The 16,232-nt window shown below is 43.6% G+C and carries 16 protein-coding genes; 5 read left to right on the top strand and 11 right to left on the bottom strand.

Annotation, left to right across the window (positions count from 1 at the left end; genetic code table 11):
- Positions 1-46: 46 nt before the first annotated feature.
- Positions 47-1,012: a Gfo/Idh/MocA family protein gene (locus tag D2V05_RS18080; protein WP_119649391.1), complete on the bottom strand. Its 966-nt coding sequence runs from the start codon at positions 1,010-1,012 to the stop codon at positions 47-49.
- A gap of 114 nt (positions 1,013-1,126) precedes the next feature.
- Here D2V05_RS18080 and D2V05_RS18075 point away from each other — a divergent pair, with 114 nt between their 5' ends.
- A complete protein-coding gene (locus D2V05_RS18075; protein WP_119648906.1) occupies positions 1,127-1,768 on the top strand; it encodes a protein-L-isoaspartate(D-aspartate) O-methyltransferase in 642 nt (213 codons plus the stop codon).
- Here D2V05_RS18075 and smpB read toward each other — a convergent pair.
- A complete protein-coding gene (gene smpB / locus D2V05_RS18070) occupies positions 1,765-2,226 on the bottom strand; it encodes an SsrA-binding protein SmpB (protein WP_119641348.1) in 462 nt (153 codons plus the stop codon). The two genes, D2V05_RS18075 and smpB, sit on opposite strands and share 4 nt — an antisense overlap.
- 62 nt (positions 2,227-2,288) lie before the next feature.
- Between smpB and D2V05_RS18065 the strand changes: the two genes are divergently transcribed.
- Positions 2,289-3,044, top strand: a complete 756-nt coding sequence (locus D2V05_RS18065; RefSeq protein WP_235855493.1) for a DUF6503 family protein — start codon at positions 2,289-2,291, stop codon at positions 3,042-3,044.
- A gap of 2 nt (positions 3,045-3,046) precedes the next feature.
- On the opposite strand, the gene D2V05_RS18060 is transcribed toward D2V05_RS18065, so the two are convergent.
- Positions 3,047-3,568, bottom strand: a complete 522-nt coding sequence (locus tag D2V05_RS18060; RefSeq protein WP_119648905.1) for a SixA phosphatase family protein — start codon at positions 3,566-3,568, stop codon at positions 3,047-3,049.
- A 112-nt stretch (positions 3,569-3,680) separates the two neighbouring features.
- On the opposite strand from D2V05_RS18060, the gene D2V05_RS18055 reads away from it, so the two are divergent.
- Positions 3,681-5,054 (top strand): PorP/SprF family type IX secretion system membrane protein, encoded by a 1,374-nt coding sequence (locus D2V05_RS18055; protein WP_183114861.1) that lies wholly within the window; start codon positions 3,681-3,683, stop codon positions 5,052-5,054.
- Positions 5,055-5,061: 7 nt separating this feature from the next.
- On the opposite strand, the gene D2V05_RS18050 is transcribed toward D2V05_RS18055, so the two are convergent.
- The 5 genes from D2V05_RS18050 to clpB form a co-directional block, all read right to left on the bottom strand.
- Positions 5,062-5,658, bottom strand: coding sequence for a TetR/AcrR family transcriptional regulator (locus D2V05_RS18050; protein WP_119648903.1), 597 nt, complete (start codon positions 5,656-5,658; stop codon positions 5,062-5,064).
- Positions 5,659-5,803: 145 nt separating this feature from the next.
- On the bottom strand, positions 5,804-6,868 hold the full coding sequence (locus tag D2V05_RS18045; RefSeq protein ID WP_119648902.1) for a dipeptidase: 1,065 nt from the start codon (positions 6,866-6,868) through the stop codon (positions 5,804-5,806).
- An 11-nt stretch (positions 6,869-6,879) separates the two neighbouring features.
- Positions 6,880-7,347, bottom strand: coding sequence for a RidA family protein (locus D2V05_RS18040; protein WP_119648901.1), 468 nt, complete (start codon positions 7,345-7,347; stop codon positions 6,880-6,882).
- A gap of 8 nt (positions 7,348-7,355) precedes the next feature.
- Positions 7,356-8,669, bottom strand: a complete 1,314-nt coding sequence (locus D2V05_RS18035) for a gluconate:H+ symporter (protein ID WP_119648900.1) — start codon at positions 8,667-8,669, stop codon at positions 7,356-7,358.
- A gap of 164 nt (positions 8,670-8,833) precedes the next feature.
- Positions 8,834-11,437 carry an ATP-dependent chaperone ClpB gene (clpB, locus tag D2V05_RS18030; RefSeq protein ID WP_119648899.1) on the bottom strand — a complete coding sequence of 868 codons (2,604 nt, stop codon included), beginning with the start codon at positions 11,435-11,437 and terminating at the stop codon, positions 8,834-8,836.
- 142 nt (positions 11,438-11,579) lie between these two features.
- Between clpB and ytxJ the strand changes: the two genes are divergently transcribed.
- Entirely contained in the window at positions 11,580-11,969 is a 390-nt protein-coding gene (gene ytxJ / locus D2V05_RS18025; protein ID WP_119648898.1) for a bacillithiol system redox-active protein YtxJ, read from the top strand.
- 29 nt (positions 11,970-11,998) lie between these two features.
- Here the strand turns inward: ytxJ and D2V05_RS18020 are convergent, their stop codons facing one another.
- Positions 11,999-13,183, bottom strand: a complete 1,185-nt coding sequence (locus D2V05_RS18020; protein ID WP_119648897.1) for a hypothetical protein — start codon at positions 13,181-13,183, stop codon at positions 11,999-12,001.
- A 248-nt stretch (positions 13,184-13,431) separates the two neighbouring features.
- On the opposite strand from D2V05_RS18020, the gene glyA reads away from it, so the two are divergent.
- Positions 13,432-14,706, top strand: coding sequence for a serine hydroxymethyltransferase (glyA, locus tag D2V05_RS18015; protein WP_119648896.1), 1,275 nt, complete (start codon positions 13,432-13,434; stop codon positions 14,704-14,706).
- 20 nt (positions 14,707-14,726) lie between these two features.
- Here glyA and D2V05_RS18010 read toward each other — a convergent pair whose 3' ends face one another.
- On the bottom strand, positions 14,727-15,386 hold the full coding sequence (locus D2V05_RS18010) for a hypothetical protein (RefSeq protein WP_119648895.1): 660 nt from the start codon (positions 15,384-15,386) through the stop codon (positions 14,727-14,729).
- A gap of 177 nt (positions 15,387-15,563) precedes the next feature.
- Complete coding sequence (locus tag D2V05_RS18005; RefSeq protein WP_119648894.1) at positions 15,564-16,232, bottom strand: response regulator transcription factor; 669 nt, start codon at positions 16,230-16,232, stop codon at positions 15,564-15,566.

The following is a 16,232-nucleotide window of genomic DNA, read 5'->3' as shown; positions in this document are numbered from 1 at the left end:
CTATTATGTTTTTGTCGTTCGAGACGAGGCTCGAACGAACTAAGAGTTATTTTTTAAAAGATTCGATAATCTGTAGGGCCACTCGCAACGCATTGGTGCCTTGTTGTAGGGTGACAACCGGGGTTCTATCGTTGTTGATGGCATCGGCAAAGGTTTCAAGCTCATCCAGAATGGCATTGTTGACGTCAATTTCGGGATTTTCAAAATAGATCTGTTTTTTCACGCCTTCCGCATTTTGAAGGATCATATCAAAATCCCCTGGTTTTTCAGGTGCATCTTTCATTTTTACTACTTCCACCTTTTTCTCCAAAAAATCAACGGAAATATAGGCGTCCTTCTGGAAGAAACGCGATTTACGCATGTTTTTCAAGGAAATACGGCTAGAGGTGAGGTTGGCCACGCAACCGTTTTCAAACTCGATTCTAGCATTGGCAATGTCCGGGGAATTACTGATTACGGATACCCCACTGGCATTGATCTGTTTTACTTCAGAAGGAACAACGCTCAGGATCACATCAATATCATGGATCATAAGGTCGAGCACCACTGGAACATCGGTACCCCTTGGGTTGAATTCCGCCAAGCGGTGGGTCTCGATGAACATGGGGTTCTCAATCTTGTCCTTCACCGCCAAAAATGCCGGATTAAAGCGCTCCACATGTCCAACTTGGCCTTTTACCCCATGTTTTTTAGAGAGATCTAAAAGCTCTTCGGCTTCTTCCAACGTATTGGTGATGGGTTTTTCTATAAAGATGTGTTTTCCATTCAGAATGGATTTTTTGGCACATTCGTAATGGGAAAGGGTAGGGGTCACAATATCGACCACATCTACGGCATCGATCAAGGTATTGATGTTTTCAAAATAGGTATATCCGAATTCGGCCGCCACCTTTTTTGCATTGATCTCATCGGGATCGTAGAACCCCACAAGCTCATATTTTTCTGATTGGTTTAAGAGTCTAAGGTGAATTTTTCCCAAATGTCCTGCACCCAGAACACCAACTTTAAGCATAGTATCCAATTTTGTCAAAAATACGGATATGATGGCACTTTGCCTCAAAAATTAGAAAGTAACTAAAGGTATTTTTTGGAGAACTTGTTAAATTCGTAGACCAGACCAACGAACATGAAGGATACGCTCAAGCATAGGGGAATGCGCAATAAATTGGCCGAAATTGTTGAGGCCAAGGGGATAACGGACAAGAAAGTTTTAGAGGCCATAAAGACTATTCCAAGACATTTGTTCTTGGACAGTGGTTTTGAGGACCATGCCTACCAGGACAAGGCCTTCCCCATTGGTGCAGATCAAACCATTTCCCAGCCTTATACCGTCGCTTTCCAGACCGAACTCCTTCAGGTGAAACCCAACGATAAAATCCTTGAAATTGGAACGGGAAGCGGCTATCAAACCGCTATTTTGCTTCATTTGAAGGCTAGGGTCTATACTATTGAAAGGCAACAGGAACTTTTCAAGAAGACCAAGCTGTTTTTCACCAAAATGGGCTATCGACCTAAAAAAATGACATTTGGGGATGGCTATAAAGGATTGCCCGAAGATGCCCCGTTCGATGGTATCATTGTCACTGCCGGAGCCCCAGAGGTCCCAAAAGCCTTGATGTCCCAACTAAAGGTTGGAGGTAGATTGGTGATTCCCGTTGGGGAAGATGAACAGGTGATGACCTTGTTCGTGCGTAAATCCGAAAAGGAATTTGAAAAACGAGAATTGGGTGCCTTTAGGTTCGTCCCGTTATTGGAGGACAAAAACTAGTTGTTGAAACTTTTTTTCACGCGGTCCAGATTCCGTTTGGTATCGCGATCTTTAATGGTGTCCCTTTTGTCGTACAGTTTTTTACCCTTTGCCAGACCAATGTTCACCTTTGCCAAACCCCTATCGTTGATGAAAAGGTTCAAAGGAATGATGGTAAGTCCTGAAGTGGTCACCTCTTTGCGAAGTTTTTTCAACTCCCTTTTGTTGAGCAACAATTTGCGTTCGGCTTTGGGTTTGTGGTTGTAGTAACTTCCGTGGCTGTATTCATCTACCTGCATGTTCACCACAAAAAGTTCTCCCTTATCGTTAAATTCGCAAAAACTTTGGGACAGGTTGGCCTTGCCCAAACGAATCGATTTGATTTCCGTTCCACCCAACACGATGCCAGCCGTGTAGGTGTCGAGGATCTCGTAATCAAACCGGGCCCTTTTGTTTTTTATGTTGATATTTTGCTGCATCGTGTGCAAAAGTATAAACTCTTAGTCAAGAAAATTGTAATGTTACGCTAGATTTTACGATTATGAACAAAACCAAAACCATGAAATATCTTTTTACGGCTACTTTTCTTATCCTATTTGTTTCGTGCAAAGAGAATGCACCAAAACCTTTAACTGCCCAAGAGATTGTGGACAAGTCCATTGAAGTGAGTGGAGGGCAGCTTTACAAAACCCATAGCACAGGCTTTGCGTTTCGGGATAAAACGTATTACTCCAAGAATGAAAACGGAAAAATTGTTTTGGACCGTGTTTCTGATTTGGATTCTGTAATCATTCGCGATGTAAAAAACGGCAATGATTTTGAAAGGTATGTGAACGATTCTTTGGTCACCGTTCCTGATAGCATGGCTGTTCGATATGCCAACTCGGTAAATTCAGTGCACTATTTTGCCCGATTGCCCTATGGTTTGAACGACGGTGCCGTGAACAAGGAATTATTGGGTAAAGAAACCATTGGTGGCAAGGAATATTATAAGATCAAAGTAACTTTTGACCAACAGGGCGGAGGTGATGATTTTGATGACACCTACCTGTATTGGTTTGATATAGAAAGCTTTAAGGTCGATTACCTAGCCTATGACTTTCATGTGAATGGAGGCGGACAGCGTTTCCGAAAAGCCTATAACGAACGGTATGTGAACGGTATCCGTTTTGTGGATTACGAGAATTATAAGCCCAAATCCGAAGGTTCGGATATCTTGGAAATTGGACAACTGTTTGATAAAGGGGAACTGGAGTTGTTATCCAAAATAGAACTGATCGATATTCAGGTAGAGTAGGGTCAATCCATTTTTAATCGGAAATCGGTGGGTACTCCATCAATGATACGAACAATAAAAAGGCTGCTATTGTCGTCATCGTCCATTTGCCCATATTTGTCAAAACCGATCATTTTGTTCACAAAATCAGGGATGGTGTTGCTGTGCCCGACCACGAGTACATTTTTTCCTTCATTCACTAGTTTGAATTCCTCCACATCTACGGATTTGGGGTCGTAGTACTGCACATCTACATTTTGTTTTACCGAAGTTGGGGCAGCCGTCATCGAGGTGCGTTCGTAATTGGTGGAATAGATGGCATCCATGGGGATGGCATCGAATACTTCGGCCCATCTTATGGCGCGGTCTAAACCATTTTGATTGAGCTCTGGATCGGGATTGTCAGGATCTGTCCTGTCTTTTTCCGCATGACGGATAAAATAGAAAGTGGAGATTACAGGTTCTACATTTTTCGTATCTTTTTTGCAGCTGATACTTCCAATGATTAAAATTGCAATGGCAATCAACGGTTTGATGGTTCGCATAGTACAGATCTAAAGTTCCCGTGTTATTTTTAGCTGATCTAAAAGTAACGTTTAATTTTTATTTTCTCGTATGCATAGGTACTTGGTCTTTTTATCATGCGCACTGATTTGGATGGGGTTATCTGCCCAAGAGCCTGCTTTACCTACCGACTTTAGGCAACACTCCTTAACGCAATTCAACGCAAGTCTTTGGAACGCCACCTATGCTTATGATTGGAACCTACCCAACTCCCTTTCCGTTTGGTCACGCTGGCAATGGCAGACCATTGATGGGGATCCATCCACCCTTTTTGCCAATTATACCCATAGCTTGGGACCAAAGTCAACTGCGAGTATTGGTTTTTTACAGCACAATACAGGAACCTTTCTGAATACAGGCGGCAATGCTAATTTTGTTTATGCCTTCCCTATTAATGAGGATGTAAAACTGTTGGCGGGCATCAATGTTTTTGCATTTCAACAAACGGTCGCAGACGAACAGTACGGGACCAATGAAGGGTTGGACCAAGCGACTCTGGAAAGTTTTGAGGGGTTTCGAGTAAAATTCTCGCCTGCCCTGCGCTTGATGGTAAATCGATTTGGGGTTGGTCTGGCCTTTGAAAATGCCTTCGGATTTAATCTTTCGGATAGTGAAAGTGCAACTGCCAATAATTTCAAAACAATTACTGGAACCTTGAGCAACGATTTCCCATTGGCTATTTTCCAGGATTGGGGTGAAAGCTTTTTTAGGCCCATAGTGTATGTTAAATCAATACCCTATTTGGACACCCAATTTGGGGTCAATGGACTGCTTTCTACGCCAAAATTTTGGGTGCAAGGAGGCTACAATAGTTTTTATGGGGTCACTGGAGGACTCGGGGCTACTTTTGCCAAGTCTTTTTCTATTGGAGGGCTTGTGGAATTTGGTACGGATGCCGAATTGGACGCCAAAGACCCGACACTGGAACTGATCGCGTCCTATAACTTTGGAAAAACAGAAAAACGGGTCAGGGAGCCGGAGCCGGAAGATGAAGAGAAAATGGTTACAGAAGACCAGATGAATGAAGAGGCCCGAAGGCAAGAGGAGCAGGAACGCGAGAGAAAATTGGCCCTTCAAAAGGAGCGAGATTCCATTGCCCAGGCACAACAATTGGCATTACAATTAAAGGCCCAAGGTGAAAAGGACAGTATTGCTACCTTACAATCCCAAAAAGTGGAGCTTCGACCCAATGAAAAGTATGAAGAGGTGGAAAATGAGGAAGGATTGGAACCTGGTTTTTACTTGATTGCCAATGTTTATGGTACACAGAAGTATTTCGATAACTTCATGAAAACCTTACGCCAGAAGGGATTGGAGCCAAAATCCTTTTACCGAAAGGTCAACAAATATAACTATGTGTATTTGGAGCGGTACAATTCCATGGACGAGGCCAGAAAGGCAAGGGACAGTAAGTTTTATGGAAAATACCCCGAAAAGACTTGGATTTTCAGGGTGAAGCGGAATTAATCGACCTTTATTTTTTGATTTCCTTTTTTACCAAATGTTCCAAGTAGGTCAGTGTGTTGATCAAATATTTCCGATCACGGGTTATGGTACTCATGGCAATGGCTCCTTGTATCATGGTGAACAATTGTTTTGCAAATTGCAGTGGTGGCACGGATAAATGCAATTCATCACTTTTGGCCCCATTCTCCAAAACTAGGGCGATTTTCCCTTCAATATCTTTAATGGTTTCCTTTACAGCTGCGGACAATAGGGTATTGTTCCCCTGTGCATCCACCCCCACATTCAGGATGGGGCATCCACCCATGGGCAGGGTAAACACATCATATTGCTTATAAAATTGAATTAAGGTGAACAGTTTGTCCATAGCACCGTCATCTTCACTCAATTTAGCATCGATGGCAGACAACAAGAGATTCCGATTGTACTCAAAGGCAGAAAGGGCAAGAGCCTCCTTATTCTCAAAATTACCATAGATGGCGCCTTTGGTAAGGCCAGTGGCCTCGGTCAAATCGCTCATACTGGTCCCCACATAACCGTGCTTGTTGAAAATAGGGGCAACGGTTTCAATGATGTAAGCGGTGGTTCGCTCTGCTTTCTTGGTCATGAGGAAAAGGTTGGTTTAGGGTGAAACTAAGATATAAAAAAACAGATACTGTTTGGTATGTAAGCCAATAAATGCCTTTTTTTTAACAGAGTTTACCCTTAAAGCCGCTAGCCTGGTTTTGATTTGACACTGAACTGGACCACGTTTACACCCAAACCCTTTTTAAAAAGTTGATGAAATTTAGGTTCATAATCTTTTCAATGTCAGATGGACTATATCCCCGAGTTTTAAGTAGATCCGGAACTTTTTGAAGATCGGCTATGGTGTCCATGTCCGCAGGGCTTTGTTCCAATCCATAGCCACCATCCAAGTCGGTACCAATACCCACATGGTCTGTATTTCCGGCCAATTGACAGATATGATCAATATTGTCTACCATGATTTCCAAGGTAACGCCCATGTCCTGTGGTGTGGATTTGCCACGGACCCAATTGGGAACCATCATCCAAGCATCCAATACTACCCCTATAACAGCTTTTCTTTGGATCAATTCCTTGATTTGCTCATCTGAAAACTGCCTGTTGTGATCCACAAACTTCCGGCAATTGTTATGACTGGCCCAAACAGGACCGCTATAGACTTTCATGGCTTCCCAAAAGCTCATGTCGCACAGATGGGTGGCGTCCAGAATCAGGTTGAGTTCCTCAATTTTTTTCAAAAGTTCCTTTCCTTTGGTTCCAATTCCGCCCACAGAATCTGTTCCATAGGCATAAACACCAGGTCCATAATGTGCAGGACCGATGGCCCTCAAACCACTTTCATAGGCTTGTTCCAAATAGTCCATATCCACAATGGAGTCAGCGCCCTCCAGACTTAAAATAAAACCGATTGGTTTGTTGGGTTGGTCAGTTTGCCATAAGGCCAAGTGTTTTTCCATGTCGTTCAAATTTCGAATCTGAACCATTTCACCGGCCTTTTCCATGGATTTGTACCACGCCAATTGTCCTTGGGTCTGTGCCCAAGCCTGATGTTGGGAATGCCAACCCGGCAAGGTGTTTCCTTTTTTTACATAGCGTGCAATCTGGGTAGCCACGCAGAGGCCGATGTTGCCCTTTCGCATGGCCGGGAGAGAAACCATGTTTTTACCACGGTCAGGTTTGTCGGTTTTTCCTGCTTCACGTTCCCTTATTTCCGGTACTGAAAGGGTTAAGTCCCGATTCCACTCCATAGCGTTCATGGAAAGGTCCAAATGGGCATCAAAAATGAACATGATAGGGGGCCTTAAGGATGAAGTTCGAACATGGCCTCGATTTCCACGGCAATGTTACCGGGGAGCATCATGCCTACTGCACTACGAACCCCGATACCGTTATCTTCCCCAAAGACATCGGCCATCAATTCGCTAAAACCATTGATGACATAGGGCTGATTGCCAAAATCAGGGGTACAGTTTACCATACCCAACACCTTAACCACTCTTTTGATTTTATCCAAGCTGCCAAAATGGGTGGAAATGGTAGATAACATGGTCAAACCCACTTGACGGGCGGCCAATTTTGCTTGATCCTTGTCCAGGTCATCCCCGGCGCGGCCAACCATCTTGGAGCCATCCATGTTAATGGGCCCTTGGCCCGATACGTATAAAAAATTATCCACAACCAATATTGGTTTGTACACTCCTGCAGGTGGTGGAGCGGGAGGAAGTTGAATATTCAATTCCTCTAATCGTTTGGTAGGCAAACTTTGCATATATCTAATTAAATGATTGTATTTAAAACCAAAACCCCAATGAGGCCCATGATGCCCACAAGGGTTTCCATGACCGTCCAAGTAGACAGGGTTTCCTTTACCGAAAGGTTGAAGTATTCCTTGAACATCCAAAATCCGGTATCGTTGACATGGGAGAGCATCAAACTTCCGGAACCGATGGCCAAAACCATCAATTCTGGGCTCACTCCAGTACTGGAGGCCAAGGGTAAAACAATCCCTGCGGCTGTCAATCCGGCTACGGTAGCCGAACCCACGCTAACCCGAATAGCAGTGGCGATAAGCCAGGCCAAGATTAACGGAGATATGCTAGAACCTTTCAAACTGTCGGCAATATAATCGCTCACATGGCTATCGATCAATACTTCTTTCAAAGCTCCTGCACCGGCTATAATCAAGAGGATCATGGTAATGCTGGAAACGGAAGAAGTAAGGGAATCCATGATTTTGGACATTTCCTTCCCCTTGGCAATTCCCAAGGTGTAAATGGCCAAAAGCACTGAAATCAATAAAGCGATAACAGGATTGCCAATGAAGGTGAGGATGCTGCGAAGCAAACTTTCCTTCATAAAATGTTCCGCCGCTATAGCGATTCCAATTAGAAGAATAGGCGATAGGGCCGTAAAAATACTGATGAAGGTGGATGGTAGTTCCTCCTCGGGAACGCTATTAGGGTTGTAAAACTCCTTGAGTGGTTTTGCCTCCACCTTTTTGATAGTACGCGCAAACAAAGGTCCAGCCACAATGATGGCAGGAATGGCAATACAAAGACCGTATAACAAGGTTTTGCCGATATCCGCATTGAACATGGCCGCAATGGCGGTGGGTGCGGGGTGGGGTGGAAGGTAACCATGCGTTACAGAAAGCGAAGTAAGCATCGGTAAACCAACATAGAGCAATGGAAGCCCTGTGGAATACGCAACGGTAAACACTAAGGGAATCAAAATCACAAACCCAACGGAATAGAACATCGGGATCCCAACAATGAAACCGGTGATGACCATGGCCCATTGTACGTGTTTTAATCCAAATTTGGCCACCAATTGTGTGGTTATCCGTTGTGCGGCACCACTATCTGCCACTAATTTGCCCAACATGGCCCCAAGTCCAAGGATCAATACCAAAAAACCCAAGGTATTGCCTATTCCCCTTTGAATGGACAGTACCAGGTTTCCCAATTCCATACCCTGAAAAATCCCAACGAAAAGACATACGATGATGAAGGATAGAAAGGCATTCAGTTTAAACTTGGCAATCAGTATGAACAAAAGGAAGATCCCGAGAACGGCAATAACGAGTGGCATAGGGTTGGAGTGTTTGTAGCTAAAATATGTGTCGCTAGCTAAAATAAGGATTTAAATGTAAAGACCTAGTCCGATTTTGATATCCAACAAATTTGGATTGATAGTAAACAAAAACCTTCCCCAATCGCTTAGGGAAGGTTTCGCCTTGTAGTGTATGTAATTAATTATTTCTGAATCAACTCATCCTGATTTCTGAATACCAGTTCGTCATCGAACGAATCCAATAACACAATACTGTCCGATTGGATCTTACCGGCCAACAACTCTTTGGATAGGTTGTTAAGCACCTCTTTTTGGATCAAACGTTTTACCGGTCTCGCACCATACTGGGGGTCGTATCCCTTTTCTGCCAGATAGTTGATGGCATCTTGGGTCGCATCCAAAGTGATGTGCTGTTTGGCCAACATTTTCTTTAATCCGTTCAACTGAAGTCCCACAATATCCTTGATGTCCTTTTTGTTCAATGGGGCGAACATGATGATGTCGTCGATACGGTTCAAAAACTCGGGTCGGATGGTTTTGCGCAGCAATCCTAAAACTTCTACCCGAGCGGCTTCCGAAGCACTTTCCAAATCGATGGCATTTTCAAATTTCTCCTGAATGATATCGCTTCCCATGTTACTCGTCATAATGATGATGGAGTTTTTGAAATCGGCCAAGCGACCCTTGTTGTCCGTCAGCCTGCCTTCATCCAACACTTGCAAAAGAATATTAAAGGTGTCAGGGTGGGCCTTTTCTATCTCATCCAAAAGCACCACGGAATAGGGCTTCCTACGCACAGCTTCGGTCAACTGACCTCCTTCGTCATACCCTACATATCCTGGAGGTGCACCCACTAAACGGCTCACGGAGTGACGCTCTTGGTATTCGCTCATGTCGATTCGGGTGATGGCATTTTCATCATCGAACAGATAGGCAGCCAAGGTTTTGGCCAATTCCGTTTTACCCACACCGGTGGTTCCCAAGAAAAGGAAGGAACCAATAGGTTTCTTCTCGTCCTGCAAACCGGCACGGCTCCTTCTTATGGCATCGGAAACAGCTGTAATGGCCTCATCCTGACCGACCACCCGTTGATGGAGCACATCTTCCAACTTCAATAGTTTTTCACGCTCGCTCTGCATCATTTTGGTCACGGGGATTCCGGTCCATTTGGCGACCACTTCGGCAATATCTTCATAGGTTACCTCTTCTTTGATCAAAGTGCCTGCGGTTTGCTGTTTAGCAAGCTCATCTTCTAATTTGTCCAGTTTTTCCTGGGCTTCTTTGATTTTGCCATATCGTAACTCGGCCACTTTTCCATAATCTCCGTTACGTTCGGCGCGTTCGGCTTCCAGTTTGAAGTTTTCAATATCTTCCTTGGTCTTTTGGATGTTGTCCACCACGGTTTTTTCACTTTCCCATTTGGCAAAGATCTCGTTTCGTTCTTCTTTGAGATTGGCCAAGTCTAAGTTCAAGGTCTGTAATTTGGCCTTGTCGTTTTCCCTTTTGATGGCCTCGATCTCAATCTCCAACTGCATGATTTTTCTGTCCAATACATCCAATTCTTCCGGTTTGGAGTTGATTTCCATCCGAAGTTTGGAAGCGGCCTCGTCCATAAGGTCAATGGCCTTATCGGGCAAGAAACGGTTAGTGATATAGCGTTGTGACAATTCTACGGCACCAATCACCGCCTCATCTTTGATGCGGACCTTGTGGTGTGCCTCATATTTTTCTTTGATACCCCTTAGGATGGAAATGGCACTTTCGGTATCGGGTTCATCCACCATTACTTTTTGAAATCGACGCTCCAATGCTTTGTCTTTCTCAAAGTATTTTTGGTATTCGTCCAAGGTAGTGGCACCAATGGCACGGAGTTCACCTCTTGCCAAAGCGGGTTTGAGGATGTTTGCGGCATCCATGGCACCCTGACCGCCTCCTGCACCGACCAAGGTATGGATCTCATCAATGAACAATACAATATTGCCATCCGATGAGGTTACTTCTTTGATTACGGCTTTGAGTCGCTCTTCAAATTCCCCTTTGTATTTGGCGCCCGCAATCAAGGCCCCCATATCCAAGGAGTAAATGATTTTGTCTTTCAAGTTTTCAGGAACGTCTCCTTGCACGATCCGGTGTGCCAACCCTTCTGCGATGGCGGTCTTACCTACACCGGGTTCACCCACCAACATGGGGTTGTTCTTGGTCCGTCTGGACAAAATCTGAAGAACCCTTCTGATTTCCTCGTCCCTTCCGATGACGGGGTCCAATTTGCCACTATCAGCCAATTGGTTCAGGTTCTTGGCGTATTTGTCCAGAGAGTTATAAGTTTCCTCGGCACTTTGTGAGGTCACCTTGCCACCTTTGCGCAATTCTTGGATAGCGGCCGTCAAATCTTTTTCGGTTACGCCTTGATCTTTGAGGATTTGGGAGACCTTGCTTTTTGATTTGAAGATGGCCAATAACAAATGCTCCAAGGAGACGAACTCATCACCCATGTTCTTGGCAATGATACTGGCTTCGTTCACGGTTTTGCCCGCTTCTCTTGAGAGCATGATCTCCCCTCCAGAAACCTTGGCAAAGCTCTGGAGCTCCTTGTCCAAAATTTGGTTCAGAAGGGTTACGTTCACGTTCAATTTCTTCAAAATGAAGGGTAGTACGTTTTCATCGACCTCTGCAATGGCTTTGAAAAGGTGTTCGTTCTCAATTTGTTGATGCCCTAATTCTTGGGCCAATTGCTGGGCCCGTTGAATGGCTTCCTGTGATTTTATGGTAAAATTATTAAAGTTCATAGTCGTTGTTTTCCTCTGTAATGACAAGAATCCTACCAGCAACACATTACAGTCAAAATGTCCGAAGAATATTGAAAATAAAGGACATTTCGTCAGTTGTAAGCTTTTGGAAGTACTACGACCTATGAACTAAATTTGCAGCATGGGAATATTTGACAGTGTCTTCGGAAAGAAGGAAAAACAAGGGCGTGAGAATAAGCAGTTACCTTGGATAGAATTGGAGGAATTGGCGCAATTGGATGTGATTTCAGGGAAATCAAAGGATAAAACTCAGGTAATTTACAAACACTCCAGCACGTGTGGAATCAGTAGTATGGTGTTGAACATGTTTACCAATTCATATGATTTGGACACGGATTGTGACCTATATTTTTTGACCATTCAACACCACAGGGACATTTCCAATGAAATTGCCCAAAAGTTCGGGGTAAGGCACGAATCCCCACAGTTGTTGGTCGTTAAGAATGGGGAAGTGACATTCCATACTTCGCACGGGGCGATTGCCGATACCGATTTGAAACAAAAACTATAAAAAAGCCCTGATCTTCATCAGGGCCCATTTTAATTGAATTGATATTTTGAGACAATGCCCTTCAGTCTCGCCTTGAGGTCTTCACCGGCATCGTACACCATTTGTTCGTTGGATGGAAAGGGAACCTCCCTGGCATTTAGAAAGACCAAAAGATCATCTTCCAAAGCTCTTTTATCCCCTTGGTAATTGGCAAATACATGCTCGAACACAAATTGACTGGATAGGGGGTAGGCGTTTATTTCCTGTCCGCTGTTCAAATCGGTGAACCGAACCTTTGCCCCAATTTGGGCACTTTTGGTTTGGGTGAATTGGAAAAACTTACAGGTAACGGTGCGCATCTTGTCTACTTTGATCTTGTTGCCCAAACTGTCCTTCACTACATTTCCGTTAGTGTCCAACAGATATTCCCAGCCATCCTTGATCTGTTTCTCCTTGATGATTTGGGTTTCGTTTACACGCTCAGGAGAGACATTGATTTCCATGAAATCCAGGTTCATGGCATAATCATATTTTACATTGGCCAATGGGTTGGTGTGGTATTGCAACCAAAAATTGTCAATGCCGAAAGCATTAAAATCCAGAAGCTCGCTTTCCAAACGTTCTGGAATTATTTGCTCGGTTTGGTTGGCAATATCCACTCGGACATATTCCAACCCCTTGTTATAGGCTTCGTCCATTTTGGCAACGGTTTCCTTGTACCCAGGATTGATTTCCTGTAGGTATTTCAAATCATCGTACGCGGCCCGAAAATCTGCCTTGTATTTGGCATTGGCCAATAAGCTGGAGGCATTTTCGTAAAGATGCTCGGAAAGATCATCCTTGGTGGCCAAGATCTTGTTGTCATAGTTCACAAAATTGAACTTAGCATTTCTTCCTTCATCGTTGATACGGAGTGGAAGCAGTGGTTTGATCCTTTCTTGTATCTGCTTCAACTGCAAATACTTATTATAAATGGTTTCCAAATTGGCAGGATTGCCATCATTTTGCAAGAAAGCGATTTCCTGTTGCTCCCTTTCGGTGTTTTTGGCAAAGGCTTCCTCCAAAAGGGTAATATATTCCTGATTACCTTTTTTGGTTTTGTTTTCCGACAAGTTTTTAATGGCCTTGTTCATAGCGGTAACATAATTTCCGGTATTTAGGGCCTCTTGGGTTTTCTTGACACCTCCACAGGCGGCAAGCAGTACAATTGTGGTTAAGAGTAGAACTTTTTTCATGGTCGTCGATTTTACTGGTTACTTAGGCGGGTTCAAGAGCTATGCCAAAAAACCACATCTTATTAACGAAAAAGGATGAATGGTAGTATATTTTCGGTGAAAAGCTTAAAAATGAGCGTTTTGAGGCATTTTCAAAAAGGGTGAAAATTGTTAATTGCCGTTTGATAAATTTGATGGTCATTGCGCATTTTTTAGGATGTAATCCCCTTTCAATTTGTAATTTTACCGCTTATTAAAAATAATAGGCAATGCAACGAGACCAAGCGATTTTTGATTTGATAGCACAAGAAAGGGAGAGACAGATTGAAGGTATAGAACTGATAGCTTCGGAAAACTTTACCAGTCCACAGGTGATGGAAGCCGCAGGTTCCGTCTTGACCAACAAATATGCCGAGGGCTATCCTGGAAAACGCTACTATGGTGGTTGCGAGGTCGTGGATCAAGTGGAACAACTGGCCATTGATCGTGCCAAAGAATTGTTCGGTGCGGTATATGCCAATGTGCAGCCCCATTCCGGATCTCAGGCCAACGCTTCGGTGTACCATGCCTGTTTGCAGCCAGGAGATACCATTTTAGGCTTTGATCTGTCACATGGAGGACATTTGACCCATGGATCCCCTGTGAATTTCTCCGGTAAGTTGTACAACCCTGTGTTTTATGGTGTTGATGAAGAAACCGGAACCTTGAACTACGACAAGATCCAAGAAGTTGCTGATAAGGAAAAACCGAAATTGATCATTGCCGGAGCTTCTGCCTATTCTAGGGACATGGATTTTAAACGTTTCCGTGAGATTGCCGATAGTGTCGGAGCCATTTTGGTCGCGGATATCTCTCACCCTGCGGGACTTATTGCCAAGGGAATCCTGAACGATCCCATTCCGCATTGCCATATTGTGACCACCACAACCCATAAGACGTTGAGAGGTCCCCGAGGAGGTTTGATCTTGATGGGTGAAAATTTTGACAACCCCTTCGGTATCAAACTAAAAAGCGGAGAGTTAAGAAAAATGTCCGCTCTTTTGGACCTTGCCGTTTTTCCAGGAAATCAAGGTGGCCCGTTGGAGCATATCATTGCTGCCAAGGCAGTAGCTTTTGGAGAAGCGCTTTCGGATGACTTCCTACACTACATGATACAGGTGAAGAAAAATGCTGCGGCCATGGCCAAGGCATTCATGTCCCTTGATTACAAAGTAATTTCGGGCGGTACGGACAACCATATGATGCTTATCGACTTAAGAAATAAGAACATTACTGGAAAAGATGCGGAAAAGGTCTTGGAGCATGCCGCCATCACGGCCAACAAGAATATGGTACCTTTTGATACCCAATCGCCTTTCATTACCTCTGGCATACGTTTCGGTACGCCGGCCATTACCACCAGGGGACTTAAGGAAGCGGATATGGAGACCATTGTCGGATTTATCGATGAGGTGATCATGGACCCCGAAAATGAAAAGAAAATAGGACAGATAAAACAAAAGGTCAACGATTTGATGAAATCGCGACCTTTGTTCAGTGCTTAGTATTTACTTGTAAGTACTTTTTATTCGAATAGGAATAGGTCTTCTTGTTCCAATTTTTTGTTTTTTAAGGAATAGATCATCGCTTGGTGTTGGGCCTGGTCTTCAAAATACAGTCCCCAATAATCTAGGTATCCACATTGACCCATTTTGGATTGGGAATGTTCCAACATGGTGTCCTCAAAAACAGGAACGAAGATTTCATATGGCATTTCGGTCAACCCTTTGGTAAAGTACACAAAATGTTCTCCAACACTGGATATAATATTGCCCAATTGTTTGGGTATACTTTGGTCATGCAATCTTGAGATAATGATGGAGGTTTCCTTAAAATGAAGGGAAAGCTCCAAAATATCTAGGGAATGACTGTTCAAGGCGTTTAATTTTTTAAGGGCTTTTTCTGCCGATGATGACATATTTGTCTGGCTCTCCTCAGAAAAGGCCAAACCTCCCCAATCTCCATTATTAAAATGTCTAAGGCAATCCATCAACCCAAAGTTGAGGTATAGGTCAATGATTAAATCGGCCCTGTTCTCAAGATTGTTGAATTTACATTGGACTTTGGCTGTTGCAAAAAAATCCTTTTCCAGGGTTTTTAGGAAATCGTCCAGTCCGTTAGCGGCCTCAAAGACTTTTGCGCCGCTATTACGATAATTGGTGTTAGTTTTTTTTGGGAACGACATGTTTTTGTGGGTTGTAATTTTCTCTTCACCTTAAAATTAGGATGAATCTTTTTGATGGGATTACAGAAAATCCTTAAAAATTCTATGGGTTTTCCTTAATTGTAAGGATTTTAGCTCAGTGAAAGTCCAAAAACAATTGCCAAAACTGGCTTAAGTAGGTACTTGTCGCTATTAAGGCTAAATAAAGCCTCTATTTTTTGCTGCCAAGATCAAGGCCAGATCATTCTCATTTTCGGTGCCGAAGAGGGTTTTTAAATGTCGTTTTCTGTTTTCGATGGAAGAGGGAGATAACCGGATATATTTTTCGAGATCCTTGTTCTTGGTACCCTTGGAGAGGTGGAACAAAATTTGTTTGTCCTTCTCGTCCAGTTCTATATCATTGGCCATTTTTTTACGGATGGCAGAAAGTGCCTTGGACGAATAGTAGGGTGGGTTGGATATGATGGTTTTTACGGCATCCTCCAAAGTTCTTGGATCGATGTCTGTCTTTACTAAATAGCCATCTGGATCTACGGACTTTAAAATACTGTTGATCCTATAGTTGTCGCTAAAGGAGGACATGAATACGATCTTGCTTTCCGGTACTATTTTTCGGGCCAGGATTCCCAGATCCTCCCCGGTATACGGTTGTTCCTCGTTGGGCGCGAACAATTGCACGTCCAAAAAGAGGATATCGTATTTGAACGAGTGTACGGAATCTTCAATGAGTTTTTTTCCGGCGTCGTAGGTGGTGGCCGTATCCACAATAATATGGTACCCCTCTAGTTCAATGCCCTCAAGTATGAACTTGTAGCCGAGCATGGTCATTTCGTGGTCATCTATGGCTAATATTCTAAGCGTTTCCAT

Source organism: Flagellimonas pelagia (genome assembly GCF_003584135.1).
In the GTDB taxonomy this organism is placed as follows: Bacteria; Bacteroidota; Bacteroidia; order Flavobacteriales; family Flavobacteriaceae; genus Flagellimonas; species Flagellimonas pelagia.
Note: the sequence above shows the minus strand (reverse complement) of the source record. Positions and strands in the feature narration are given on the sequence as shown.

Excerpts from the sequence above, each read along its gene's own strand:
- D2V05_RS18050 (WP_119648903.1), bottom strand. The coding sequence starts at position 5,658 with ATGACCAAGAAAGCAGAGCGAACCACCGCTTACATCATTGAAACCGTT.
- D2V05_RS18055 (WP_183114861.1), top strand. The coding sequence starts at position 3,681 with ATGGGGTTATCTGCCCAAGAGCCTGCTTTACCTACCGACTTTAGGCAA.
- D2V05_RS18020 (WP_119648897.1), bottom strand. The coding sequence starts at position 13,183 with ATGAAAAAAGTTCTACTCTTAACCACAATTGTACTGCTTGCCGCCTGT.
- D2V05_RS18040 (WP_119648901.1), bottom strand. The coding sequence starts at position 7,347 with ATGCAAAGTTTGCCTACCAAACGATTAGAGGAATTGAATATTCAACTT.
- ytxJ (WP_119648898.1), top strand. The coding sequence starts at position 11,580 with ATGGGAATATTTGACAGTGTCTTCGGAAAGAAGGAAAAACAAGGGCGT.
- clpB (WP_119648899.1), bottom strand. The coding sequence starts at position 11,437 with ATGAACTTTAATAATTTTACCATAAAATCACAGGAAGCCATTCAACGG.
- D2V05_RS18010 (WP_119648895.1), bottom strand. The coding sequence starts at position 15,386 with ATGTCGTTCCCAAAAAAAACTAACACCAATTATCGTAATAGCGGCGCA.
- smpB (WP_119641348.1), bottom strand. The coding sequence starts at position 2,226 with ATGCAGCAAAATATCAACATAAAAAACAAAAGGGCCCGGTTTGATTAC.
- D2V05_RS18080 (WP_119649391.1), bottom strand. The coding sequence starts at position 1,012 with ATGCTTAAAGTTGGTGTTCTGGGTGCAGGACATTTGGGAAAAATTCAC.
- D2V05_RS18005 (WP_119648894.1), bottom strand. The coding sequence starts at position 16,232 with ATGGAAACGCTTAGAATATTAGCCATAGATGACCACGAAATGACCATG.
- D2V05_RS18035 (WP_119648900.1), bottom strand. The coding sequence starts at position 8,669 with ATGCCACTCGTTATTGCCGTTCTCGGGATCTTCCTTTTGTTCATACTG.
- D2V05_RS18065 (WP_235855493.1), top strand. The coding sequence starts at position 2,289 with ATGAACAAAACCAAAACCATGAAATATCTTTTTACGGCTACTTTTCTT.
- D2V05_RS18060 (WP_119648905.1), bottom strand. The coding sequence starts at position 3,568 with ATGCGAACCATCAAACCGTTGATTGCCATTGCAATTTTAATCATTGGA.
- D2V05_RS18045 (WP_119648902.1), bottom strand. The coding sequence starts at position 6,868 with ATGTTCATTTTTGATGCCCATTTGGACCTTTCCATGAACGCTATGGAG.
- glyA (WP_119648896.1), top strand. The coding sequence starts at position 13,432 with ATGCAACGAGACCAAGCGATTTTTGATTTGATAGCACAAGAAAGGGAG.
- D2V05_RS18075 (WP_119648906.1), top strand. The coding sequence starts at position 1,127 with ATGAAGGATACGCTCAAGCATAGGGGAATGCGCAATAAATTGGCCGAA.